Origin of the sequence: Pantoea sp. VS1 (genome assembly GCF_002207995.1) — a bacterium.
Lineage (GTDB): Bacteria > Pseudomonadota > Gammaproteobacteria > Enterobacterales > Enterobacteriaceae > Pantoea > Pantoea dispersa.
Window position 1 is genome coordinate 206,173 of sequence record NZ_NHZE01000004.1, and the last position, 24,409, is coordinate 230,581.

The 24,409-nt window shown below is 59.5% G+C and carries 26 protein-coding genes; 15 read left to right on the forward strand and 11 right to left on the reverse strand.

The window, feature by feature from the left end; genetic code table 11:
• The first annotated feature begins 1 nt into the window (after position 1).
• The 6 genes from rsxB to nth are packed head-to-tail and all read left to right on the forward strand — an operon-like array spanning position 2 to position 5,891.
• Complete coding sequence (rsxB, locus tag CBW22_RS01570) at positions 2-580, forward strand: electron transport complex subunit RsxB (protein ID WP_021506189.1); 579 nt, start codon at positions 2-4, stop codon at positions 578-580.
• Positions 573-2,870: an electron transport complex subunit RsxC gene (gene rsxC, locus CBW22_RS01575; protein WP_088515846.1), complete on the forward strand. Its 2,298-nt coding sequence runs from the start codon at positions 573-575 to the stop codon at positions 2,868-2,870. Before rsxB ends, rsxC begins: the two co-directional genes overlap by 8 nt.
• Complete coding sequence (gene rsxD, locus CBW22_RS01580; protein ID WP_088515847.1) at positions 2,871-3,929, forward strand: electron transport complex subunit RsxD; 1,059 nt, start codon at positions 2,871-2,873, stop codon at positions 3,927-3,929. It begins immediately after the preceding gene.
• Between the two features lie 2 nt (positions 3,930-3,931).
• Positions 3,932-4,564 carry an electron transport complex subunit RsxG gene (rsxG, locus tag CBW22_RS01585; RefSeq protein ID WP_031279157.1) on the forward strand — a complete coding sequence of 211 codons (633 nt, stop codon included), beginning with the start codon at positions 3,932-3,934 and terminating at the stop codon, positions 4,562-4,564.
• Positions 4,561-5,262 (forward strand): electron transport complex subunit E, encoded by a 702-nt coding sequence (locus tag CBW22_RS01590; protein WP_058757701.1) that lies wholly within the window; start codon positions 4,561-4,563, stop codon positions 5,260-5,262. Before rsxG ends, CBW22_RS01590 begins: the two co-directional genes overlap by 4 nt.
• Positions 5,259-5,891, forward strand: a complete 633-nt coding sequence (gene nth / locus CBW22_RS01595) for an endonuclease III (RefSeq protein ID WP_021506194.1) — start codon at positions 5,259-5,261, stop codon at positions 5,889-5,891. The genes CBW22_RS01590 and nth overlap by 4 nt, the downstream gene beginning before the upstream one ends.
• A gap of 45 nt (positions 5,892-5,936) precedes the next feature.
• Here the strand turns inward: nth and CBW22_RS01600 are convergent, their stop codons facing one another.
• Complete coding sequence (locus CBW22_RS01600) at positions 5,937-6,623, reverse strand: CTP synthase C-terminal region-related (seleno)protein (RefSeq protein WP_088515848.1); 687 nt, start codon at positions 6,621-6,623, stop codon at positions 5,937-5,939.
• Positions 6,624-7,287: 664 nt separating this feature from the next.
• Here CBW22_RS01600 and dtpA point away from each other — a divergent pair.
• From dtpA to gstA, 3 genes are all read left to right on the forward strand, one after another.
• Entirely contained in the window at positions 7,288-8,793 is a 1,506-nt protein-coding gene (gene dtpA, locus CBW22_RS01605) for a dipeptide/tripeptide permease DtpA (protein WP_058757699.1), read from the forward strand.
• A gap of 122 nt (positions 8,794-8,915) precedes the next feature.
• Entirely contained in the window at positions 8,916-9,824 is a 909-nt protein-coding gene (locus tag CBW22_RS01610) for a LysR family transcriptional regulator (protein WP_088515849.1), read from the forward strand.
• Positions 9,825-9,897: 73 nt separating this feature from the next.
• Positions 9,898-10,503 (forward strand): glutathione transferase GstA, encoded by a 606-nt coding sequence (gene gstA / locus CBW22_RS01615; RefSeq protein WP_031279159.1) that lies wholly within the window; start codon positions 9,898-9,900, stop codon positions 10,501-10,503.
• A gap of 43 nt (positions 10,504-10,546) precedes the next feature.
• Here the strand turns inward: gstA and pdxY are convergent, their stop codons facing one another.
• The 5 genes from pdxY to anmK all read right to left on the reverse strand — a co-directional run bounded on the left by pdxY (position 10,547) and on the right by anmK (position 15,012).
• On the reverse strand, positions 10,547-11,407 hold the full coding sequence (gene pdxY, locus CBW22_RS01620) for a pyridoxal kinase PdxY (protein WP_058776274.1): 861 nt from the start codon (positions 11,405-11,407) through the stop codon (positions 10,547-10,549).
• Between the two features lie 53 nt (positions 11,408-11,460).
• The gene (gene tyrS / locus CBW22_RS01625; protein WP_059011053.1) at positions 11,461-12,735 is read right to left on the reverse strand and encodes a tyrosine--tRNA ligase; all 1,275 of its coding nucleotides are present in this window, start codon (positions 12,733-12,735) and stop codon (positions 11,461-11,463) included.
• 139 nt (positions 12,736-12,874) lie between these two features.
• On the reverse strand, positions 12,875-13,531 hold the full coding sequence (pdxH, locus tag CBW22_RS01630; RefSeq protein WP_058769709.1) for a pyridoxamine 5'-phosphate oxidase: 657 nt from the start codon (positions 13,529-13,531) through the stop codon (positions 12,875-12,877).
• A gap of 20 nt (positions 13,532-13,551) precedes the next feature.
• Positions 13,552-13,881 (reverse strand): MliC family protein, encoded by a 330-nt coding sequence (locus CBW22_RS01635; protein WP_088515850.1) that lies wholly within the window; start codon positions 13,879-13,881, stop codon positions 13,552-13,554.
• 9 nt (positions 13,882-13,890) lie between these two features.
• The gene (gene anmK, locus CBW22_RS01640; RefSeq protein ID WP_088515851.1) at positions 13,891-15,012 is read right to left on the reverse strand and encodes an anhydro-N-acetylmuramic acid kinase; all 1,122 of its coding nucleotides are present in this window, start codon (positions 15,010-15,012) and stop codon (positions 13,891-13,893) included.
• A 285-nt stretch (positions 15,013-15,297) separates the two neighbouring features.
• Between anmK and slyB the strand changes: the two genes are divergently transcribed.
• Positions 15,298-15,765 carry an outer membrane lipoprotein SlyB gene (gene slyB / locus CBW22_RS01645; RefSeq protein ID WP_021506204.1) on the forward strand — a complete coding sequence of 156 codons (468 nt, stop codon included), beginning with the start codon at positions 15,298-15,300 and terminating at the stop codon, positions 15,763-15,765.
• Positions 15,766-15,806: 41 nt separating this feature from the next.
• Here the strand turns inward: slyB and slyA are convergent, their stop codons facing one another.
• Positions 15,807-16,244: a transcriptional regulator SlyA gene (gene slyA / locus CBW22_RS01650; RefSeq protein ID WP_010618966.1), complete on the reverse strand. Its 438-nt coding sequence runs from the start codon at positions 16,242-16,244 to the stop codon at positions 15,807-15,809.
• A 150-nt stretch (positions 16,245-16,394) separates the two neighbouring features.
• On the opposite strand from slyA, the gene CBW22_RS01655 reads away from it, so the two are divergent.
• From CBW22_RS01655 to CBW22_RS01665, 3 genes are read left to right on the forward strand one after another with little or no spacing between them, the layout of a single operon-like run.
• A complete protein-coding gene (locus CBW22_RS01655; RefSeq protein ID WP_021506205.1) occupies positions 16,395-16,631 on the forward strand; it encodes a DUF1656 domain-containing protein in 237 nt (78 codons plus the stop codon).
• Between the two features lie 6 nt (positions 16,632-16,637).
• On the forward strand, positions 16,638-17,495 hold the full coding sequence (locus CBW22_RS01660; RefSeq protein WP_088515852.1) for an efflux RND transporter periplasmic adaptor subunit: 858 nt from the start codon (positions 16,638-16,640) through the stop codon (positions 17,493-17,495).
• Between the two features lie 7 nt (positions 17,496-17,502).
• Positions 17,503-19,503: an FUSC family protein gene (locus CBW22_RS01665; protein WP_088515853.1), complete on the forward strand. Its 2,001-nt coding sequence runs from the start codon at positions 17,503-17,505 to the stop codon at positions 19,501-19,503.
• Here the strand turns inward: CBW22_RS01665 and CBW22_RS01670 are convergent, their stop codons facing one another.
• The 4 genes from CBW22_RS01670 to CBW22_RS01685 all read right to left on the reverse strand — a co-directional run bounded on the left by CBW22_RS01670 (position 19,504) and on the right by CBW22_RS01685 (position 21,901).
• Positions 19,504-19,971, reverse strand: coding sequence for a hypothetical protein (locus CBW22_RS01670; RefSeq protein ID WP_021506208.1), 468 nt, complete (start codon positions 19,969-19,971; stop codon positions 19,504-19,506).
• A 128-nt stretch (positions 19,972-20,099) separates the two neighbouring features.
• Entirely contained in the window at positions 20,100-20,618 is a 519-nt protein-coding gene (gene sodC, locus CBW22_RS01675; protein ID WP_021506209.1) for a superoxide dismutase family protein, read from the reverse strand.
• An 81-nt stretch (positions 20,619-20,699) separates the two neighbouring features.
• Positions 20,700-21,596, reverse strand: a complete 897-nt coding sequence (locus CBW22_RS01680; RefSeq protein WP_088515854.1) for an aldo/keto reductase — start codon at positions 21,594-21,596, stop codon at positions 20,700-20,702.
• A gap of 65 nt (positions 21,597-21,661) precedes the next feature.
• Entirely contained in the window at positions 21,662-21,901 is a 240-nt protein-coding gene (locus tag CBW22_RS01685) for a DUF1289 domain-containing protein (RefSeq protein WP_021506211.1), read from the reverse strand.
• A 220-nt stretch (positions 21,902-22,121) separates the two neighbouring features.
• Between CBW22_RS01685 and eptA the strand changes: the two genes are divergently transcribed.
• Together eptA and CBW22_RS01695 are read left to right on the forward strand one after the other, a co-directional pair.
• On the forward strand, positions 22,122-23,759 hold the full coding sequence (gene eptA, locus CBW22_RS01690) for a phosphoethanolamine transferase EptA (RefSeq protein ID WP_088515855.1): 1,638 nt from the start codon (positions 22,122-22,124) through the stop codon (positions 23,757-23,759).
• 39 nt (positions 23,760-23,798) lie between these two features.
• Complete coding sequence (locus CBW22_RS01695) at positions 23,799-24,395, forward strand: TetR/AcrR family transcriptional regulator (protein WP_031279165.1); 597 nt, start codon at positions 23,799-23,801, stop codon at positions 24,393-24,395.
• Positions 24,396-24,409 lie beyond the last annotated feature (14 nt).

Sequence of the window (24,409 nt, forward strand, 5' to 3'; positions counted from 1 at the left end):
TATGACCGCGATTTGGATTGCTATTGCTGTTCTGGCGGCGCTGGCACTGGTGTTTGGTGCCCTGCTGGGCTACGCCTCGCGCCGCTTTGAAGTAGAAGAAGACCCGATTGTTGAGCAGATCGATGCGATTCTGCCGCAGAGCCAGTGCGGCCAGTGTGGCTATCCCGGCTGCCGTCCGTACGCCGATGCGGTGGGCAATAACGGTGAAGCCATTAACAAATGTGCGCCGGGCGGCGAACAGACCATGCTGAAGCTGGCCGAACTGCTCAACGTTGAACCGCAGCCGCTGGACGGCGGCGCGGAAGTGCTGACGCCGGTTCGCACCGTGGCGTGGATTGACGAAGCCAACTGCATCGGCTGCACCAAATGTATTCAGGCCTGCCCGGTTGACGCCATCGTCGGTGCCACGCGCGCCATGCATACCGTGCTGAGCGATGTCTGCACTGGCTGCGACCTGTGCGTCGCGCCCTGTCCCACCGACTGTATTGAGATGCGCCCGGTTGCCACCACCACGGCCAACTGGAAGTGGGATCTCGACACCATACCTGTACGGGTGATCCCGGTAGAACATCATGCTTAATCTGTTATCGCTGCTGCGCAAAGAGAAGCTGTGGGATTTCGCAGGCGGGATTCACCCGCCGGAAATGAAAACCCAGTCCAGCGGCACGCCACTCAGCCAGCTTCCGCTGCCTGAACAGTTCATTATTCCGTTGAAACAGCATATCGGCCACGAAGGCGAAATCTGTGTGGCGCCGGGCGATAAGGTGCTGCGCGGCCAGCCGCTGACCTTTGGCAGCGGCCGGATGCTGCCGGTGCACGCGCCCACTTCCGGCACCATTGAAGCCATCGCGCCACACATGACCGCACACCCGTCCGGCCTGTCCGAGCTGTGCGTTTTCCTGCGCGCCGATGGTGAAGACCGCTGGATGCCGCTCGATCCGCAGCCGGACTATCGCGCGCTGGGTCGGGATGCGGTGGTGAAACGCATCCACGAAGCCGGTATTGCAGGCCTCGGCGGCGCGGGCTTCCCAACCGCCACCAAACTGCGCGGCGGACTGCGCGGCGTCAACACGCTGATCATCAACGCCGCCGAGTGCGAACCTTACATCACGGCGGACGACCGCCTGATGCAGGATTGTGCGGCGGAAGTGCTGGAAGGCTGCCGCATCCTCGCCTGGGTGCTGCAGGCGGAGCGCGTGCTGATTGGCATTGAAGACAATAAGCCGGAGGCGATTGCCGCGCTGAAACAGGCGCTGGCCGGTGACCGCGAGCTGCAGCTGCGGGTGATCCCAACCAAATACCCTTCCGGCGGTGCCAAACAGCTGACCAAAATTCTCACCGGGCGGGAAGTGCCGCACGGCGGACGCTCCACCGACATTGGCGTGCTGATGCAGAACGTCGGCACCGCCTGGGCGGTAAAGCGCGCCATTATCGATGGCGAACCGATTACGGAGCGCGTGGTGACGCTGACCGGCGAGGCCATTGCCCGACCGCGTAATGTCTGGGGCCGTCTCGGTACCCCGGTAAGCCATCTGTTGCAACAGGTCGGTTTCACGCCGGGTGCGCGCCAGATGGTGATCATGGGCGGGCCGCTGATGGGCTTTACCCTGCCGTCCCTCAACGTGCCGGTGGTGAAGATCACCAACTGTATTCTGGCGCCGTCGGCCAGCGAGATGGGGCAACCGCAGGAAGAACAGTCCTGCATCCGCTGCAGCGCCTGCGCTGACGCCTGCCCGGCAAAACTGCTGCCGCAGCAGCTGTACTGGTACAGCCAGGGTGGCGATCATGACAAAGCGCGCGCCCATCACATTGATGACTGCATTGAGTGCGGTGCCTGTGCGTATGTCTGTCCCAGCAATATTCCGCTGGTGCAGTATTACCGCCAGGAAAAAGCCGAACTGCGCGCCATCGATCTGGAGGCCAAACGCACCGCCGAAGCCAAAGCACGCTTTGAAGCGCGTCAGGCACGCCTTGAGCGGGAAAAACTGGCGCGGGAAGCGCGCCACGAGCAGGCCAAACAGCGCGTAGCGCGCAGCGATAAAGCCGAGCTGGAAGCGGCAACCGGGCGCGTGAAAGCGCGTCAGGCGAAGACGCCGGAACAGGAAGCCGCCGAACGCGAAGCGCGCCATGCGCAGGCGCTGGCGCAGCAGGCTGAGAAGCAGGCTGAAACCGAACCGCTAAGCCGCCAGGCCATTGACCCGCGCAAGGCCGCCGTAGAAGCCGCCATTGCGCGTGCTAAAGCGAAAAAAGTGGCCGCGCCGGCACAGCCAGCCGCTGACACCACGACCGCAGAAAGCGATCCGCGCAAAGCGGCGGTTGAAGCGGCTATTGCCCGCGCCAAAGCGAAGAAAGCCGCTGCAGCACAGGTGTCGACGGACGCTGAGCCGGTAGCGGAAACGCCAGCGGCTGAGGTCGATCCGCGCAAAGCGGCGGTTGAAGCGGCGATTGCCCGTGCCAAAGCAAAGAAAGCTGCGGCGGCGCAGACGCCGACCGATGCTGAGCCGGCAGCGGAAACGCCAGCGGCTGAGGTCGATCCGCGCAAAGCGGCGGTTGAAGCCGCTATCGCACGCGCCAAAGCGAAGAAAGCTGCGGCCGCGCAGACTCCGGCTGATGCTGAACCGGCAGCGGAAACGCCAGCGGCTGAGGTCGATCCGCGCAAAGCGGCGGTCGAAGCCGCTATCGCCCGCGCCAAAGCGAAGAAAGCCGCGGCCGCAGCGCAGCAGACAGCCGACGCGCCCGCCGCATCCCCTGAAGTGGAGGCCGCTGCCTCTCCTGACTCCGCCGACCCACGCAAAGCGGCGATTGCCGCAGCGGTCGCCCGTGCCAAAGCGCGTAAAGCGCAGCAGCAGCCTTCGACGACTGAGGACTAAATGGCTTTTCGTATTGCAAGTTCGCCTTATACCCATAACCGCCGCAGCACCGGCAACATCATGCTGCTGGTGGTGCTGGCCGCGCTGCCCGGCATGGCGGCACAGTGGTATTTCTTCGGCATCGGCTTCCTGATTCAGGTGCTGCTGGCGGTCGCTACCGCATGGATCACTGAAGGCGTAATTCTGCGCCTGCGTCACGCGCCGGTAGTGCCGACGCTGGCGGATAACTCTGCCCTGCTGACGGCGCTGCTGCTGGGCATCAGCCTGCCGCCGCTGGCACCGTGGTGGCTGGTGGTGCTCGGTACCGTATTTGCCGTGGTTATCGCCAAGCAACTGTACGGCGGCCTCGGCCAGAATCCGTTCAATCCGGCCATGGTCGGTTATGTGGTACTGCTGATCTCCTTCCCGGTGCAGATGACCAGCTGGCTGCCGCCGGATGTGCTGCAGGCCATTAAACCTGGCCTGATGGACTCACTCAGTATGATTTTTACCGGCCACACGCTGGCCGGTGAAACCATGCAGCAGTTGCAGCTGGGAGTGGATGGCGTGAGCCAGGCCACGCCGCTCGATACCTTTAAAACCGGCCTGCGCGCCGGACACAGCGCCGAACAGCTGCTGGCCCAGCCGATTTACGGCGGCGTACTGGCCGGCCTCGGCTGGCAGTGGGTCAATCTCGGCTATCTGCTCGGCGGCATGCTGCTGCTGGCGAAGAACGCCATTCGCTGGCATATCCCGTTCAGCTTCCTGCTGTCGCTGGCGCTGTGCGCCACGCTCGGCTGGCTGTTCGCGCCGCAGTCGCTGAACTCGCCGCTGGTGCATCTGTTCTCCGGGGCGACCATGCTCGGTGCGTTCTTTATTGCCACCGATCCGGTCACCGCGTCCACCACCAACCGTGGCCGGCTGATTTACGGTGCGCTGATTGGCCTGCTGGTGTGGCTGATTCGCAGCTTCGGTGGCTATCCGGATGGCGTCGCCTTCGCGGTGCTGCTCGCCAACATCTGCGTGCCGCTGATTGACTACTACACGCAGCCGCGCGTGTATGGACATCGCAGGGATTGATGATGATCGAAACCATTCGTAAAAACGCGTTCACGCTGGGCATGTTTGCCGTGATCACCACCGGCGTGACGGCGGTGGTCAACTACGTCACCAAACCGACGGTCGATCACCAGACTGCGCTGCAGCAGAAAAACCTGCTCGACCAGGTGGTGCCCACCGATTTGTACGACAACAATATTCAGCAGGAGTGTCTGCTGGTGACCGATGCCCGCGCGCTCGGCAACGACAAACCGCATCATCTGTATGTGGCGCGCAAAGGGGATCAACCGGTGGCCGCCGCACTTGAGACCACCGCCCCTGACGGCTATTCTGGCGCGATACAGATGCTGGTCGGCGCCGATTTCCACGGCAAAGTGCTGGGCGTACGCGTAATTGAACATCATGAGACGCCGGGTCTGGGTGATAAAATCGAGCTGCGAATTTCCGACTGGATCAACAGTTTTAACGGCAAAGTGGTGCACGGTGCCGACGATAAAGCCTTTGCCGTGAAAAAAGACGGTGGCGAATTTGACCAGTTTACCGGCGCGACCATCACGCCGCGCGCGGTGGTCAACGCCACCAAACGCACGGCGCTGCTGATTGAAACGCTGCCAGCGAAGCTCGCTTCGCTGCCTGAATGTGGAGATGCACCATGAGTGAAGCGAAAAATTTACTGATTGGCGGACTGTGGAAGAACAACTCGGCGCTGGTGCAGCTGCTGGGGCTCTGTCCGCTGCTGGCGGTGACTTCAACCGCCACTAACGCACTGGGCCTTGGACTGGCGACCACGCTGGTACTGACCATCACCAACAGTGCGATTTCCGCTTCGCGCCGCTGGGTGCCGGGTGAAATTCGTATTCCGATCTACGTGATGATCATCGCCTCGGTGGTGAGCTGCGTGCAGATGCTGATCAACGCCTATGCCTATGGCCTGTATCAGTCGCTGGGCATCTTTATCCCGCTGATCGTCACCAACTGCATTGTGGTGGGACGTGCGGAAGCGGTGGCATCGAAAAGCAGCATCCCCCTCTCCGCGCTGGATGGCTTTGCCATCGGCATGGGCGCTACCTGCGCAATGGTGACGCTGGGTTCGATTCGTGAACTGATTGGTAACGGCACGCTGTTCAATGGCGCTGACCAGCTGCTGGGGCCGTGGGCTAAAGCGCTGCGCATTGAAGTGGTGCATTTTGATTCACCGATGCTGCTGGCGATGCTGCCGCCGGGTGCGTTTATCGGCCTCGGTATGCTGCTGGCCGGCAAATACCTGATCGATCAGAAAATGAAGCAGCGCGCCGCACGTCAGCTGGACGCTGCTGCTGCCGCGCCGCAGGGCGAAACCGGGAAGGCTGTGTGAATAAGGATAAACGCCTGCAGATCCTCACGCGACTGCGTGACGCCAATCCCCATCCGACCACCGAACTGAATTTCAGCTCACCGTTTGAGCTGCTGATCGCTGTGCTGTTGTCGGCACAGGCAACCGATGTCAGCGTCAATAAAGCCACCGCCCGACTCTATCCGGTGGCCAATACGCCAGCGGCAATGCTGGCGCTCGGCGTGGAAGGCGTTAAAGAGTACATCAAGACCATTGGCCTGTTTAACAGCAAAGCGGAAAACGTCATCAAAACCTGCCGCATCCTGCTGGAGCAGCACGGCGGTGTGGTGCCGGAAGACCGCGCGGCACTGGAAGCCCTGCCCGGCGTCGGGCGCAAAACCGCCAACGTGGTGCTCAATACCGCCTTTGGCTGGCCCACCATTGCCGTGGATACCCACATTTTCCGCGTCAGCAATCGCACCCGTTTTGCGCCGGGTAAAAACGTTGAGGAAGTGGAGCAGAAGCTGCTCAAAGTGGTGCCGGCCGACTTTAAGGTTGACTGCCATCACTGGCTGATTCTGCACGGTCGCTACACCTGCGTGGCGCGTAAACCGCGCTGCGGCTCCTGCCTGATTGAAGATTTGTGTGAGTTCACGGAAAAGACCGACTGATCGGTAACGGCGCGACCCTGCGCGCCGTAGATCGCTTATTAACCGTTATTGCGCCGCCTGCAGCCACGCCACGACCAGCGGTGACAGCCGGTTTTGTAACGCGGCGCGTTCAGACTGGAACAGCGTGGCGACAAAGAACGGATGATCGGTCAGCTCTACCCCGCGCACATCCCCCTCCAGATCCCATGAGGTAATACGCAGATTGCGCGTGGCCAGCGCCTCGCTGAACTCAGCGTTAACGCCAAAGTTGCAGTGATAGCCTTCGTTACTCTGCAGCGCGCCGTAGGCCTGAGCAATACGCGAACCCGGCTCAAACGTGACCTCACCGCGCTGCTCAACCAGCGAGCAGGCCAGTGGCGCAATCACCCAACGCGCGTCAGGGTCGGTCTCGGCGTGGCCAGCATCCTCCCAGCCCAGCACGTTGCGCGCGTACTCCACCACCGCATACTGAAAGCCGGCGCACGAGCCTAAAAAGGGTTTACCGCTTTCGCGCGCCCAGCGAATGACGTCGAACACGCCGGCATCATTCAGGAAGGGACTGCCAGGCACCACCCAGACGGCATCATATTCGTGCAGACGCGGCAGATCGATTTCCGGCGTCGCGATCCAGTCGGCGGTTACGTTAAGTGAGAGAGAGGTTGCGGCAAGCTGAACAGCGGGAGGAATAGCCTGGTGCGCGACAGCACTGGCACGGTAATCGCCCACGAGAGCGACACGAACGGACTGCTTCATGATGAGTTCCTTGCAGGGAAAAAACGAGGTTACAGCAATTTATTCAGGCTGTCTAAGGGCTGGCGATCGGCTATCCCTCCTCCCCCTGCCTGGCGCAACAGGTCACTGCCGCCGGGGACGTTGCAGAGCTTATACAATGAAAGCCGCGATTAAGTGGTGAAATTGTCGGCAAACGGGAGAGCAGCAATCGTTTTCTTTTTTTACATTTCTAATTAATTGATAATTTTGTGCGCAGGATCAACAAATTAGCCTGCGGCGAACTGTCAGCCGCTTATTGTGCTCAACAATCAGACAATTGCGCTTACTTCTTCGGCAAAAATCAGGGGATTCATCCATCTGAATGGGCTGGATAATATTATGTCCTGCCCGGAGCAGGAAAAGCAGTTTATCTCAGGAAAATCCATCAACCGATCTGCAACAAGAACAATTATCCTGCTATAATGTCACGCAGTGATATTTAACACTGATTTACAAGTTATTATCCTGGTTATAACCCTGCCTGTAACAAGTATTTCAGCGTGCAGAAAATGCTTGCCCTGTTGGCCTGATTCAGCCAAATTAGGCGCCGTTTTTCCTTTCTAATAACAATGTTGCGCGGGATTACCCAGCCCGACGCAGACTTAATTCCTGTTGTAAAACAGGCGATGTATAAACTGAGGTATACGTGTCAACTGCAAACAAACACACTGATGAGGCGGTAAGCCTTAACGCCTTCCGTCAGCCGAAAGCGTTCTATTTGATCTTCTCCATCGAACTGTGGGAGCGTTTTGGCTACTACGGTCTGCAAGCCATCATGGCGGTCTATCTGGTGAAACAGCTGGGGATGTCCGAAGCGGACTCCATCACCCTGTTCACCTCGTTCAGCGCACTGGTTTACGGCCTGGTGGCCATTGGCGGCTGGCTGGGCGACAAAGTGCTCGGCACCAAACGCGTGATTATTCTCGGCGTCATTGTGCTGGCGCTGGGCTATGCGATGATTGCCTTCTCCGGTCATGACACCACCATGGTGTATGTCGGCATGGCGACTATTGCCGTGGGTAGCGGGCTGTTCAAGGCTAACCCTTCTTCACTGCTGTCGACCTGCTACGAGAAAGACGATCCGCGCATCGACGGTGCCTTCACCATGTTCTACATGTCGATCAACATCGGTTCGCTGTTCTCCATGATGCTGACTCCGTGGCTGGCGGCCAAATATGGCTGGGGCGCGGCGTTTTCGCTGTCGGTGGTGGGCCTGGTGATCACCCTGCTGAACTTCCTGTTCTGCCAGCGCCTGGTGAAGAATTACGGCTCTAAACCAGACTTTGCGCCGCTGCAGGTCGGTAAGCTGCTGATGACCCTTGTCGGCGTGGTTGCGCTGATCGCGCTGGCCACCTGGCTGCTGCATCATCAGAGCATTGCCCGCATGACGCTGGGCGTGATCGCGATCGGTATCGTGCTGGTGTTTGCCAAAGAAGCCTTTGCGCTGCACGGTGCGGCACGCCGCAAAATGATTGTTGCATTCCTGCTGATGGTCGAAGCCATTGTGTTCTTCGTGCTGTACATGCAGATGCCAACCTCGCTGAACTTCTTCGCCATCCGTAACGTCGAGCACGCGATTCTCGGTATCACCTTTGAGCCGGAACAGTTCCAGGCGCTCAATCCGTTCTGGATCATGGTGGCCAGCCCGATTCTGGCGGCAGTCTATAACAAGCTTGGCGATAAGCTGCCGATGCCGCACAAGTTTGCCATTGGCATGGTGCTGTGCTCTGCAGCGTTCCTGGTGCTGCCGTTTGGCGCGAAATTCGCGAACCAGGCGGGTATCGTTTCGGTGAACTGGCTGATTCTGAGCTATGCGCTGCAAAGTATCGGTGAGCTGATGATCTCCGGTCTCGGCCTGGCGATGGTGGCGCAGCTGGTGCCGCAACGTCTGATGGGCTTTATTATGGGCTCCTGGTTCCTCACCACCGCCGGTGCCGCGATGATTGCCGGTAAGGTAGCGAACCTGATGGCGGTGCCGGAAAACGTCACCGATCCTCACGCCTCACTGGCCGTGTATAGCCAGGTGTTCCAGCAGATTGGTATCGCCACTGGCGTAATCGCGCTGCTGATGCTGATTACCGCCCCGCTGCTCAACCGCATGACGCAGGATGATGCGCAGGCAGAACTGAAGCGCGCTAGCGCTAACCAGTAATCGTTTCTGAGCCGGGCTAAGCCCGGCTTTTTTTATCCCCCTTCACAACCCCCGCTTTCCGCTGTAGTTTAAGCAACACGCTTTTTATGCTCGCCTTGCACGGCTGAGATCGGGAATGGCTCATGGACAGATTTGACGAGCTGCAGGTGTTTGTTGCGGTGATTCAGCAGGGCAGCCTGGCTGGCGCGGCGCGCGTATTGCAGCGTTCGCCGCCGGTCATTACCCGCACGCTGAATGCGCTGGAAGCACGTTTTGGCACCACCCTGATTGAGCGCACCACGCGCCAGCTGGCTCCCACCGAGAGCGGCTGGCAGCTGTTTGAGCAGGCGCAGCGCTTGCTTAACGATTACCAGAGCGCGCTCGACAGCGCCCACCACAGCGGACTGCACGGCCTGCTGCGCATTACCGCCCCGGTGATGTGTGGCCGTCGCCACGTGATGCCGCTGGTCAATGCCTTTCTGCAACAGCATCCGGAAATGCAAATCGAACTGATTCTAAGCGACAGCTATCAGGACCTGATTGAAAACGGGCTGGATATTGCGGTGCGCATTGGCGAGCTGCAGGATTCGTCGATGGTGGCGCGCAACGTCGGCAGCGTACGCTCGATGCTGGTCGCCAGCCCGGACTACCTTCGCCACGCCGGAATACCGGCCCATCCGGCTGAGCTCAGCATGCATGCGCTGGTGGCTGGCGTGCGCCATACCCGTGAGTGGCGCTTCGCGCACGACCTGCGCGTGCGTATCACCCCACGTCTGCGCGTCAATGACATCGCCAGCCAGCTGGATGCATTGCGCAGTGGCCAGGGCATTGGCCGTCTGTTGTCTTATCAGGTGATAGATGAACTGCAGGCTGGCACGCTGATCCGCCTGCTGAGCGAGTGGGAGCCGGCACCGCTGCCGGTGCATCTGGTGGCGCAGCGTGTGAAAAACATGGCGCCCAAGGTACGCTGTTTCTGGGATTTCGCGCTCACGGCACTGCCGCCGCGACTGCAGGCGGCCGCTGAATTTCCCGCGCCCGCCCGCAATTCCTGATCGCTGTCACTGGTAAAAATTTCTGGCAGTTTTATGCTGCTGTCATCACAACAACTCATCAGGAGAGGCCATGATGAAACTCTATTGTAAGCCCGGTGCCTGTTCGCTCTCGCCGCATATCGTTGCGCGCGAATGCGGGCTGGATTTTACGCAGGTCAATGTCGATCTGCAGAAGAAAGTCACCGAGCGCGGAGAAGATTACTGGCAGATAAACCCCAAAGGACAGGTTCCCGCGCTGCAGTTTGATGACGGCAGCATACTGACGGAAGGCGTGGCGATTGTGCAGTATCTGGCGGATCTCAAGCCGGATCGCAACCTGCTGGCACCGACCGGCAGCCTGACGCGCTACCACACGCTGGAGTGGCTGAGCTACATCAGCAGCGAATTGCACAAAACCTTTTCCCCGCTGTTCCGTCCGGATACGCCGGAAGAGTACAAAGCCATAGTGCGTGCACAGCTGGAGCAAAAATTTCAGCGCGTTAACGACGCGCTGCAGGATAAACAGTGGCTGATGGGGTTACGCTTTACCGTCGCCGATGTCTATCTGTTTGTGGTTACGCGCTGGGCAAAAGCCATCAAACTGAATCTGGAAGGTTTGAGCGCGCTGGAGGCATGGTTTGCGCGGGTGGCCGCGCGGCCGGCGGTTCAGGCCGCACTGAAGGCTGAAGGTCTGGTCTGACGCCACAGGCCGGCGTGCTGGCCGGCCTGTGGCTTAGTAGCGATTACAGCTGTTCTGCCGCAAAGTGCTGCGTGGGTTGCGCAATCGCATCCTGCGCCGCCACCAGTTGCAGTTCATACTCGCCCATTTCGTGGGTTTTCAGCATCACTTCATACACCGCCGCCGTGACATGTTCCAGCGCATCCTGCAGCGATTTGCCGTGCAGCAGGTCAACCAGCAACAGGCCACTGGTCAGATCGCCAACCCCCACCGGCTGACGCACACCAAAATCCACCAGCGGACGGCTGATGTGCCAGCACTGATCGGCGGTGACCAGCAGCATTTCGAAGCGATCGCTACGGCGTCCGGCGCGCGCCAGGTGTTTCACCAGCACCACGCGCGGCCCCTGCGCAATCAATGCGCGAGCGGCTACCACCGCCTGCTCCACGTTTGCAACCGTCTGGCCACTGAGCATCTCCAGCTCCAGCAGGTTCGGCGCGATAAGATCGCTGGCCGGCATCGCCTGCTTGCAGTGAAACTCCGCTACGCCGGGCGCAACGATGCAGCCTTTTTCCGGATGGCCCATCACCGGGTCACAGAAATACCAGGCGTCAGGATTCGCCGCCTTCACCATACGCACGATTTCCAGGATCTGTTCGCCCTGCTCCGCCGAGCCGAGATAGCCGCTCAGCACCGCATCGCAGGTTTTCAGACGATCGATGGCGGCGATCCCGCTGACGATATCGGTCAGATGGGTGGCGGGCATCACGGTGCCGGTCCAGTGACCATACTGGGTGTGATTGGAAAACTGCACGGTGTTTAACGGCCAGACGTTGGCGCCCATGCGTCGCATCGGGAATTCAGCCGCGCTGTTACCGGCGTGGCCATAAACCACGTGAGACTGGATTGCGAGGATATTTTTCATTATTGCCCTGTACTGCTTGCCATAAAAAAGGGCCGGAGACCGGCCCTTGCACCTTACTGCCAGCTAATCAGGCAGTAGTGTTTTTTGCCGCGACGCAGCAGCGTGTAACGACCAAACAGTTTGTCGCTGTCGCTGAAACGATACTCGGCATCAGACTGTTTCTCACCGTTGACAGACACCGCGTTGGAGCCAATCATGGTGCGCGCCTGGCCGCGTGACGGCACCAGTTCCGCCGCCACCAGCGCCTGTTGCAGATCGTCGTCCGCCTTCAGGCTAATGGTCGGCATGCCATCCTGCGCCAGCTGCTCAAAGTCCGCTTCGGTCATGTCGCTCAGACTGCCGGAGAACAGGCTGTCGGTGATGCGCTTCGCCGCGCTCAGCCCGCTTTCGCCGTGCACCAGACGCGTCACCTGCTCTGCCAGCACATACTGCGCGCGCGGCGCTTTGCCACTGGTTTTGTCTTCTTCTTCCAGCGCATTGATCTCTTCAATGCTCATGAAGGTGAAGAACTTCAGGAAGCGATAGACGTCCGCGTCGGCGGTGTTGATCCAGAACTGGTAGAACTTGTATGGACTGGTTTTCTTCGCATCCAGCCATACTGCGCCACCTTCGGTTTTACCAAATTTGGTGCCGTCCGACTTGGTGATCAGCGGCACAGTCAGTCCCCACGCCTGCTGCTGATGCAGACGACGCGTCAGATCGATGCCGGAGGTGATGTTCCCCCACTGGTCGGAGCCGCCAATCTGCAGCACCACGTCGTAGCGCTTGTTCAGTTCGGCAAAGTCGTAACCCTGCAGCAGGTTGTAGGAAAACTCGGTGTAGGAGATGCCCTGATCTTCACGGTTCAGGCGCATTTTCACCGCTTCACGGTTGATCATCTGGTTGACCGAGAAGTGCTTACCGATATCGCGCAGGAAGGTCAGCACGTTCATGCCGCCAAACCAGTCATAGTTGTTGGCCGCGATGGCGCTGTTGTCGCCGCAGTCAAAATCGAGGAAAGGCGCAACCTGTTTGCGGATCTTCTCTACCCACTCGTTGACGGTTTCCGTGGTGTTGAGTTTACGTTCGGCCGCTTTAAAGCTGGGATCGCCAATCAGGCCGGTGGCACCGCCGACCAGGGCCACCGGCTTGTGGCCGGCATCCTGGAAACGTTTCAGGCACAGCAGCGGCACCAGATGGCCCAAGTGCAAGCTATCAGCGGTGGGATCAAAGCCGCAATAGAGTGCAATTGGCCCTTGCGCCAGCCGCTCTGCTAACGCTTCCTCGTCCGTTACCTGGGCTACTAAGCCTCTCTCTTGCAATTGTTGTATCAGGTTACTGCTGGTCATCACTGACTCCAAATTGATCAGACTGCACCTATGCTGGTACACAGCTGTCCGCTGACGTGCGGATACGAAAAAAATGAGGGCTATAGCATAAAGCGCTGACGAGCCGTGCGCCAGCGCTGAAAGGGGATAAAACGCAGTTTTACGGTGCTAAACGGTCGATTGTCCAGCCGCTGCCATCACGCTGATAAAGGAAGCGGTCATGCAGGCGATGTTCGCCGCCCTGCCAGAACTCCATGGTGTGGAATCTGACGCGGAATCCGCCCCAGAAACTCGGCAGCGGCACTTCCCCCTGCTGAAACTTCTGCTTGAGCTCAAGGAATTTGCCCTCGAGCACGCCGCGCGCGGAAATCCGGCTCGACTGTTTTGATACCCAGGCGCCAATCTGGCTGTCGCGCGGACGGCTGTGGAAGTACTTCAGCACTTCCAGCGGCGACAGTTTCTCCACTTCGCCCAGCACCATTACCTGACGCTCAAGGAAGTGCCAGGGGAAATGCAGGGAAATACGCGGATTGTCCGCCAGCTGCAGCGCTTTACGGCTGCCGAGGTTGGTGTAAAACACCATGCCCTGCTCATCGTAGTGTTTAAGCAGGACGATGCGCTGATAGGGCTGGCCGCTGCTATCCACCGTCGCCACCGTCATGGCGGTGGGATCGGGCAGCTGCGCGGCGCACGCCTGCTGCAGCCACTGCTCAAACAGCGCCAGAGGAGTATCTGGCAAATCTTTGCGCCGCAGCCCGCCGCGCGTGTACTCCCGACGCAGGTGGGCAATTTGTTGCAAGCTGTCACTGTCGCTCATGCTGGTATCCCGGTTCTCTCTTACTGTGCGGAGGCATCCGCGTTCTGCAGTTCACAATCATTAATCACGATTTTATCGTTGCGTTCAACAAAGGCGCCATTGCCTTTTGACCAGATAACGTAGGTCCCATCGCTGTAGCGCGCGCCGGAGGCAGACACCGTCTGGGTCAGCGTGAGTGGTTTGCCGTCCAGAATAAAGCTTACCTGCTGCTTCGCGTTGTCCAGCGTGACCGTCAGCGGCAGCGTGCCACACTGGTAATGTAACGTCTCTGGCGCGGGTGCAGGTTTATGCCAGATACCACAGCCGCTGAGTAAGGTCAGGGTGCCGGCCAGCACGATCATCTTTTTCATGTTTGCTCCTTAACGTATTGCGTGGGGATTGGCGGGATAGATGGCACCCAGCACGCTCATTTCGCGCGCGCCGGTTACCGCCGGCAGATTGCCCGGCAGCCCGGACAGGGTGCGGAACGCCAGCCAGGCAAAGGCCAGCGCCTCCATATCATCTCCGCTGATACCGGCCTGATCGGTGGTGCCCACCTCGGTGCCAGACAGATGCGCGGCCAGCCGCGCCATCAGCAGCGGATTGCGACTGCCGCCGCCGCACACCAGCAGACGATCGCAGCCATCGTTGAGCTGTACCTGATGGGCGATGGTCAGCGCGGTCAGCTCGCACAGCGTTGCCTGCACATCCTGCGGGGCCAGCGCCGGGAAGCGCTGCAGCTGCTGTTCCACCCAGCCCAGGTTGAAGTATTCCCGACCGGTGCTTTTGGGTGGCGGCAGCGCAAACCACGGATCGCCGAGCATCTGCTCCAGCAGCGCGGGCACGACCTGGCCACTGCGCGCCCAGCCGGCATCTTTATCAAACGGCAGGCCTTTGTGGCGCCAGATCCACGCATCCATCAGCATATTACCTGGTCCGGTATCAAAGCCGCGCACCGGCTGACCGGGGATCAGCAGCGACAGATTGGCGATGCCGCCAATATTCAGCACCATGCGCCGTTCAACGCTGTCCATCAGCAGCGCCTGGTGAAAAGCCGGTACCAGCGGTGCGCCCTGGCCGCCCAGCGCCATGTCGCGGCGGCGAAAATCGCCAACCACCGTGACGCCGGTCGCGGCAGCAATCTGGTTATTGTCGCCAATTTGCAGCGTATTCGGTGCCGCCGACTGCGGCTCGTGCCACACCGTCTGGCCGTGGCAGCCAATCGCCATGATATCGCTGGCCTCCAGCGCCTGCTGCTGCATCAGCGTCAGCACGGCTTCCGCAAACAGCTGGCCGAGCCGGGTATCAAGCTGACCGAGCTGCGACAGCGTCAGCGTCTGTCCCTGACAAATTTCCAGCACCTGCTGACGCAGCGCCAGCGGGATGGGATGGCAGTAGCTGGCCTGTTGCGCCACCATATGCTGGTCGATCGCGGCCAGCACGACGTCTACGCCGTCCAGGCTGGTGCCGGACATCACGCCGATATAGCGTCCTGATTTCATAGCGCTTCCTTACCCGTTTGCGGGCCTGCAATGCATCTGTGTTTAGCCTGGCAAATTACCGGGGCTAATTCTATGATAAATTTCCGCTTTTCAACTGCGCTGCGACACGCATTCCGGCAGCAAACTATTTTCATCCGGCAATTGAATTTTTGTTGATGGGCGGTGGTCTATGCTTCGGCCCAGCCGCATATTGTTCGGACATCGCGTCAATTGACCATTTTCTGACTTATACTGTTGCAGTACAGGACGAGAATATGGCGTTTTTTTGCATTAAGGAGCTTTCTCATGATTAAGCGTTTCGTAGCCGTAGCCCTGGCGGGTATCACGCTGGCTGGCTGTGTTAATAACGATACCCTTTCCGGCGATGTTTACAGCGCCAGCGAAGCCAAGCAGGTTCAAAGCGTCTCATACGGTACGCTGGTCTCCGTGCGTCCGGTAAAAATTCAGGGCGGCGATGACAGTAATGTGATCGGTGCTATTGGTGGTGCGGTGCTGGGTGGTTTCCTCGGTAATACCATTGGCGGCGGCGCGGGGCGCAGTCTGGCAACGGCCGGCGGTGCGGTACTGGGCGGCGTAGCCGGTCAGGGCGTGCAGGGTGCGCTCAACAAATCTGACGGCGTAGAGCTGGAGATCCGTAAGGATGACGGCAATACCATTATGGTGGTGCAGAAGCAGTCCGCCAGCCGTTACTCGGTCGGCCAGCGCGTAGTGATGGCTTCCAACGGCAGCCAGGTCACCGTCTCTCCGCGCTAAGCACGCAGATAAAAAAAACCGACGCCAGTGCGTCGGTTTTTTTATTTCTCGCGGTTCTGCAACTCGAGAATGTTTTTTTCCAGCCGGGCAATCAGCGTCACCATCTGATTGATCTCTTCGAGGCTGATGCCGGAGAGGATGTCGTCACGCGTCGCGTCGATCACGTTTTCGACCTGCTCAATGATCGGCTCAGCCTGACGGGTCAGCTTGATGCGCTTGGCGCGGCGATCGTTAGCGCAGGTGGCGCGGGTGATGAGCCCCTTCTCTTCCAGCTGATCCAGCGTACGCACCAGCGACGGCTGCTCAATACCGATGGCTTTCGCCAGCTGAATCTGCGACTGCTCTGGCGGGAGTTGATGAATATTGTGCAACGTCACCCAGTGGGTTTGTGTCAACTCAAGCGGCTTCAGACGCTGGTCGATCAACGCGCGCCAGATGCGCACCAGGCGAGACAGATCTGTTCCAAGCGGCGTATCCATTTCATCTCCTTATAATTAGCTTGCTAGCTATCAAGCCAGATTTTACACTATTCTGCGAGTTTACAGGACAAATTACAAATCCCGGGCCAGACGGCACGCCCGCTGTCTACACTTGATTTAACCGTGCCCGGGTAAAAAGGATGATGCCACGTGTCAATCTTCGCGCTCACCGCGACAGCGCCGCTGACCGATCTGGTATTCGGTGCCTCACTGTTCTTCCCGCCGCTGTTCAAAGCGGTGCTGCTGGGCTTCTTTTTCTGGCTGCTGATTCATCCGCTGCTGCGCGGCTGGATCTACTCCGGCGATGTCTGGCACCCCACCTTAATGGATCTCTCACTGTTTGTTCTGTGCGTGAGCGGCGCACTGTGGATACTGAGCCTCGGATAAATCACCATGAAATTCAACCCCTTTAAGTACTTTTCTACCCTTGTGGTGTTTACCCTGGCGCTGCTCGCAGGCTGGTGGATGTGGAACTACTACATGCAGGCCCCATGGACGCGCGATGGCAAAGTGCGCGCTGAACTGGTGGACGTGACGCCCGAGGTCTCCGGCCGTATCAGCACGCTGGCCGTGCGCGACAATCAGTTCGTGCATAAAGGCGAGGTGCTGCTGATGCTGGATCCGGTGCCGTGGCAGATTGCGCTGGCCAATGCGCAGGCCCAGCTGGCGAAGGCGCAGGCCGACCTCGCCAAAGCGCAGCATGAGGCGGATCGCCGTGCCAGCCTGCCGCGTAACGTGATCTCCGCTGAAGATATGGACGCTGCGCGCCTCAACGCGAATGCGGCGGCCGCCACAGCGAAAGCCGCACAGGCGATGCTCGATCAGGCGCGCTGGAACCTGCAGCAAACCACGGTGACGGCACCGACCGACGGCTGGGTCAGTAACCTGACGCTGCGTGCCGGCAATTACGCGACCGCTGGTACGCCACTGTTCGCGCTGGTCGACAGCCACTCTTACTATGTGATGGGCTATTTCGAAGAGACCAAACTGCGCCATATCCAGCCCGGCGCGGCGGCGCAAATCGTGCTGTATAGCAACGGCGCACGACTGCAGGGCCAGGTGGAGAGCATCGGGCGCGCCATTTACGATCAAAGCATCGCCAGCGACGGCGGTCTGGTGCCTGATATCAAACCCAACGTGCCCTGGGTCAGGCTGGCGCAGCGCGTCCCGGTGCGTATCCGGCTAAACGCGGTACCGGATAATGTGCCGCTGGTGGCCGGTACCACCTGCACCATCTCTGTCGCGCACTGAGGCCGGCATGAATCTGCAGTGGCTGGCCTGGCACAATCTGCCGTGGATAAAGGCAACCGGCGGCGAGTGGCGCTATGCGTTACGTAATGCAATCGCGATGTGTCTGGCGCTCACCCTGGCGTATGCGCTGCAGCTGGATCAGCCTTACTGGGCCATGACGTCCGCCGCGGTGGTGAGTTTCCCCACCGTCGGCGGCGCCATCAGCAAAAGCCTGGGCCGCATCGTCGGCAGCCTGCTCGGTGCCAGCGCCGCGCTGCTGATTGCCGGTCATACGCTCAACGAACCGTGGCTGTTTGCCTTTTTCATGGCCGGCTGGCTGGCGCTCTGCACCTGGGTCGCCAGCCATTTTCAGAACAATGTGGCCTACGCCTTTTCACTGGCCGGTTACACCGCCGCGATTATCGCCTTCAGCAGCGTTAACGTTAGCGACGTCAGCCAGCTGTGGGACATCACCCAGGCGCGCGTGTGCGAAGTGATCGTCGGGATTCTCTGCGCCGGGCTGATGATGATGATCCTGCCCAGCACCTCGGACGGCAGCGCACTGATGCTATCGCTGCGCCAGATGCACACCCGCCTGCTCGACCACGCGGTGCTGCTGTTGCAGCAGAGCAGCACGGAAAATGTGCGCACCGCCCACGAAACGGTGATCAGCCAAATCCTCACCATGAATCTGCTGCGCATTCAGGCCTTCTGGAGCCACTATCGCTTCCGCCGGCAAAATAACGTGCTTAATTACGTGCTGCATCAGCAGTTGCGCCTGACCAGCGTGCTCTCCAGCCTGCGGCGCATGCTGCTTAACTGGCCCGACGCGCCGCCGGCGCTGTACAGCGCAATGCAACAGCTGCTGCACGAACTGGCGCAGCCGCAGTGTGATAAATACCGGCTGGCGCAGATTCTGCGCAGCATCACACCGGACGTGCACGGTGATTTCCGCCAGCGTGCTTTTGTCCAGCGGCTGCGCTACTTCTGCTGGGTGTGGCTGAATGTGGAGCGCTGGATTCGCCTGATCGAGCGCGCCGACGCTGACACCCGTTTCCAGCCACCGTACGCGCCAGCACTGGCACGTGCCAGCGACAGTGCCGAAGCTGGCTGGAGTGCGCTGCGCACGTTTAGCGTGATCATGCTGGGCTGCGCGTTCTGGATCGGGACCCAGTGGGACGCTGGCGCCGCCGCGCTGACGCTTACCGCTATTGCCTGCGTGCTCTACTCGTCATCGCCTTCGCCCGGCGGCAGCGTGTCGCTGCTGCTGAAAACGCTGCTGTGGCTGTCGCTGTTCAGCTTTGTGCTGCAGTTTGGTCTGATGGTGCAAATCAGCGCGCTGTGGCAGTTTTTGCTGCTGCTGTTCCCGCTGCTGCTGACGCTGCAACTGTTTAAGCTGCAACAGAAGCAACGCGCCGCGCTGTGGGGCCAATTTATTGTGTTTATGGGATCGTTTATCGCGGTAAGTAATCCGCCAGACTGGGATTTCCAGAGCTTCCTTAACGATAACCTGGCAAAAGTGTGTGGCGTCCTGCTGGCGTGGCTGGCGTTTCAGGTGTTACAGCCGGGTTCTGATGCGCGCCGCAGCCGACGCCATATCCGGGCGCTGCGCCACGCTTTTCTCGATCAGCTACGTCGCCAGCCGCGTCTGAGTGAAAGCCGGTTTGAATCGCAGATTTATCATTACATCAGCCAGCTGAGCCACAGCCGTGATGAGCAGGCGCGCCTGTGGCTGCTGCGCTGGGGCGTGGTACTGCTGAACTGTTCGCACATTGTCTGGCAGCTGCGCGTCTGGCAACCCCGCTCACCGGCTCTGGCGCAGCTGCGCGACAGCAGTCTGCAGGATTTGCAGCGCATTATGAGTTTGCGCGGTGTGCGTCACGACTCGCTGCAGACTGCGCTGGATACGCTGCAGCAGGCCATTGATCAGCTTCAGGGGCAGCCGGAGAGCGACGCGAATACCCTGGCGGGTATTTTGTGGCGCCTGCGCTGTTCGCTGGCGCAGCTGCGTCAGGCAGTGCCGGATTGATCATTCACAGTACTGGGTAAACTGCCGATCAAAGTCATCGTGCAGCTGTTGCAGGGTCTTCTGCCCTTCAAAGCGGGTTTTATCCTGCTCGGACATCGGCTCGATCACCAGCGCTTTCTCGTCCGACGAGTAGATAAAGCGCCGTGCCAGCGTGCTGCCGGTAAAACTGGTGCCCTGAATGCCGCCGCACACCACGGTGATGCTGTGACGGCGGATTTCGGTATGAGTGAAATTGGTTTCGGTGGCGCTGCGAAGGACGTTCTGACAGCCTTTGGCTTGCAGCCGCTGCAGGGTATGCTGCGTCAGCCATTCGCGGCCGCGGGCAATATTTTCACAACTGGCGCGCAGCGGATTGGTATCTATATCTCGCTGCAGCTGACGGCTGGCCTCCAGTCGCAGCTGGGTATCATTCGGGCGATCGCAGCCCACCAGCGCTAAACACAACAGCAAAATCCCACGCGTTTTCATGCCTGCCCCTGAGCGGTTCCGTTCCTGAATCAACATCATAGGATGGAATGTTGCCGCTGAGTAGCAGGAAAATGGGTCAGAATTTTTCTGCGCGGCGGCGGCGGGTCAGGCCCGTCGCCGCCCGGTGGTCAGATCACGCCGCAGGCCAGACGTGCCCCGCCACCGCCAAGCGGTTGCGGATGGTCAGCATGGTTATCGCCGCCGACGTGCACCATCAACGCTTTGCCTTTGATCTCGCTTAGGGATTTCAGACGGGGCGCCACCACGGGATAGCTGGCTTTACCGTCGTCGGTGACATACAGCGCGGGCAAATCGCCGAGGTGACCGTCAGCGTACGGACCGAGGTGCTTGCCGCTGTTGTGCGGATCGAGGTGACCACCCGCCGCGCCGGCCGCCACGGTTTTGCCGGCGGATTCGCCGGGCTCACAGCTGCCTTTGGCGTGGACGTGAAAGCCGTGAATGCCGGGTTTCAGCCCGCTCAGCGCCGGCGCGAACTGCAGACCATACGGGGTTTCGCTGATGGTCACCTTACCGATCGACTCACCGATACCCTGCGCCGTCACCTGATGCAGCGTCACGTCTTCTGACGCCGCGTGTGCACCGGCAGCACACACCAGCGTCAGCACGGCCATAATGGTTTTTTTCATAACGTCTCCTTACGGTTCAGATTCCCTCTAAGCCTGGACCGCTTTTGCCCAGGCTGCCGTAGTTTGACGCAGATTTACGCTTCAGGGCACATCGTAGCCGAGTGCCGCCTTGCGAATACGGAACCACTGCTGGCGATCCAGCGTCAGTTCACAGGCTTTCACCGCGTCGCTGACGCGCGCCGTTTTACCGGAACCGATAATCGGCAGCGGACGACTGGGCAGCTTCATTACCCAGGCATACACCACCTGCTCGATATTGCTGGCACCAATCTCCTGACGCACCTGTTCCAGCTCATCGCGCAGCGGCTGGTAGTGCGGATCGTTAAACAGGCGGCCGCCACCGAGGCACGACCACGCCATCGGGCGCATACGCGTCTGCTGGCACTGGTCGAGCGTGCCGTCGAGCAGCGCCGACTGCTCCAGCGGTGAGATTTCCAGCTGATTGGTGACCAGGCTAAACGGCAGACGGGATTGCAAGAGCGTGAACTGCGCAGCGGTAAAGTTGGACACGCCAAAATAACGCACCTTGCCACTCTGATGCAGCTGCAGGAAGGCGTCGGCGATTTCATCCGCATCCATTAACGGATCCGGACGGTGAATCAACAGCAGATCGAGATAATCGGTGGCAAAGTGGCGCAGCGAGTTTTCCGCACTGTGCAGGATGTGGCTGGCTTCGGTGATGTAGTGACCGATTTTATGTTCCGGTTTCGCGCGGGTAGCAATGCCGCACTTGGTGACGATTTGCAGTTGCTGACGCAGCTGCGGTGCCAGGCGCAGCGCTTCGCCGAACGCGGCTTCACAGCGATAGTCGCCATAGATGTCGGCGTGGTCAACGGTGGTGATGCCCAATGCCAGATGATGCTCAATAAACTGCACCAGCTGCTGCGGCGTCATGCCCCACTCCATCAGCCGCCAGTAACCGGCGATCAGCGGCGAAAAAGCGGGTCCCTGCGGGGCAATAGGTTGCGGTTGTAACATGGTTAAACTCCCTTCTGCGCAATAGCGAAAGCGCGAGTATAACCAAATGCGTACGGCGCGTTTTCTTAAAACAGCTCCGGTTGCTGTGGATCAGGATTTTCATCCACTTTTTGCTGACGCTGCAGGCGCAACAGGCGCTGGCGACACAGGCGCAGCACCTCGCGTTTTTGCGCATCGCTGAATTTCATCCAGTTGAAGCGCTCCTCCCGGCTGCGCAGACAGCCACGGCAATAGCCGCGCGCATCGCTCTGGCAGATACCGCGACAGGGGCTCGGAACCGGAAAAAACTCTAATTGCTCAGCCACATCACCTCCGCAATGAACCTATCCACTCTTATTGATAACAGCTTAGTGACATAGTGCAAGGCATAAACCGTTATTACTGGTACTGTACACGGCGACAACCACGCCAGCTTGCGACACCGTGGCAATAGTCAGGGAATCAATCAGGTAAGGAGACGCGGTTAAGGTTTTCCTCATCTTCAATTCATACGATTGTCATATTCCGTTATTCCGATGAGTCTCCATGAAACTGATCTCTAAGTTACAGTGTCACGACAACAGCTTTAATTTACTGGCCGCGTTGTTCTTTGCTTTTGTCCTCAATGCCCTGTTTTTACTGCGCGCGTGGGAAATTATCCCCTACACCCGCGTGCATGATTACCTGTTCGCCGCCAGCATGCCAGTGGTGCTGGTTGCGGCGTTTTATCTGATCTTCTCGCTGCTGGCCTGGCCGTGGATACGCAAACCGCTGCTGATTGTGCTGATTCTCGCCAGCGCCGCCGCCAACTACTTTATGCACAGCTTTGGTACGGTCATCGACACCAACATGATTGAAAACGTGTTTGAGTCGAATGCCCAGGAAACCGGTGCGCTGATGAGCCGCAACTATGTCATCTGGATGCTGCTGATGGGCATTCTTCCGGTGGCGCTGGTGTGCAGCGTCCGTATCAGCAATCGCCAGCGCTGGTGGTGGAACCTGCTGCAGCGCCTCGCCAGTGCGCTCGGTGCCGTACTGGTGATTCTGCTGATGGCTGTGCTGTTCTACAAAGACTACGCTTCGCTGATCCGCAATAACAAAGGACTGGTGAAGATGATCACCCCTGCCAATATTGTCAGCGGCACCGGCCATTATGTCGATCAGCGCTATCTGCAGGGCAGCCAGGCGCTGGTGAAGATTGGCGAAGATGCGAAGAAAGGGCCGCTAATCACCGCCGAGCCGAAAAAGACGCTGGTGGTGCTGGTGGTGGGCGAAACTGCGCGCGCGGAGAACTTCTCCCTCGGCGGCTATGCGCGCGACACCAACCCACAGCTGAAAAAGCAGCAGGTGATTTATTATCCCAACGCCAGCTCCTGCGGCACGGAAACCGCCATTTCGGTGCCGTGCATGTTCTCGAATATGCCGCGCGAGCACTATGACGCGAACCTCGCTCATCATCAGGAAGGCGTGCTGGATGTGCTGGCCCATGCCGGAATCAGCGTGCTGTGGCGCGAAAACGACGGCGGCTGCAAGGGTGCCTGCGACCGCGTGCCGCATACCGATATGACGCAGTGGCAGCTGCCACAGTACTGCCACGATGGCTTCTGCCTCGATGACGTTTTACTGCATCGCTTTGATAACTATGTCGACAGCCTGCACAATGACGGCATCATCGTACTGCACCAGATGGGCAGCCACGGTCCGGCTTACTTTAAGCGCTATCCGGCCGCGTTCCAGCGCTTTACGCCCACCTGCGACAGCAATCAGATACAGGATTGCGATCACCAGGCGCTGGTCAACACCTACGATAACTCGCTGCTGTATACCGACGATATGCTGAGTCGCACCATCGATAAGCTGAAGGGCCTGAGCGATCGCTTTAACGTGGCGCTGGTGTACCTGTCCGACCATGGCGAATCGCTGGGCGAACACGGCATGTACCTGCACGGTGCGCCTTACCTGTTTGCGCCGTCGCAGCAGACGCACATCCCGCTGCTGCTGTGGATGTCGCCGGGCTACGCCGCGGCGTATCACATTGATCAGGCCTGTCTGCGCCAGCAGGCGGCAGAGACAGCGGTGTCGCAGGATAATCTGTTCCACACGGTGCTCGGCCTGTTCAACATCCAGACGCAGCAGTATCAGCCGCAGCTGGATATGATCAAATCGTGCCAGAATCGTGCCTGAGGATTGCATTAGACCGACTGGTCTAATACTCTGCCTGCCATGAACAAGACAGTGCAACGCAACGAAACCCGTGAACATCTGCTCGCCACCGGCGAGCAGGTCTGCCTGCAGCGCGGTTTCACCGGCATGGGGTTGAGCGAAATGCTGGCGCTGGCGGAAGTGCCGAAAGGCTCGTTTTATCACTACTTCCGCTCAAAAGAAGCGTTCGGTGTGGCGCTGCTCGAGCGCTATTTCGTCAACTATCAGCAGCAGGTTGAACAGCAGCTGACCCAGCCCGGCGTTACTGCACGCGAACGCTTACTGCAGCATTTTCGCTACGCGGAACGGCTGTTTATTGAGCAGGGTCACATCGTCGGCTGTCTGGGCGTTAAGCTTTCCGGCGAAGTGTGCGATCTGTCAGAGCCGATGCGCGATGCGCTGCAGCGCGGTGCTACGGCCATCACGGCGGCTTACGCACGCTGTCTGACGGAGGTCGCAGCCGAACAGCCGCTGCCCTATGGGCAAAGCCCGCAGCAGCTGGCGCAACGCTGTTATCTGCTGTGGCTGGGTGCCAGCCTGCAGAGCAAGATTTCACGTGAGCCCGGGCCGATTAGCCTGGCGCTCGACACCATCGAACAGTGGCTTAATCACCGCTGATTTTTAAAAACGGC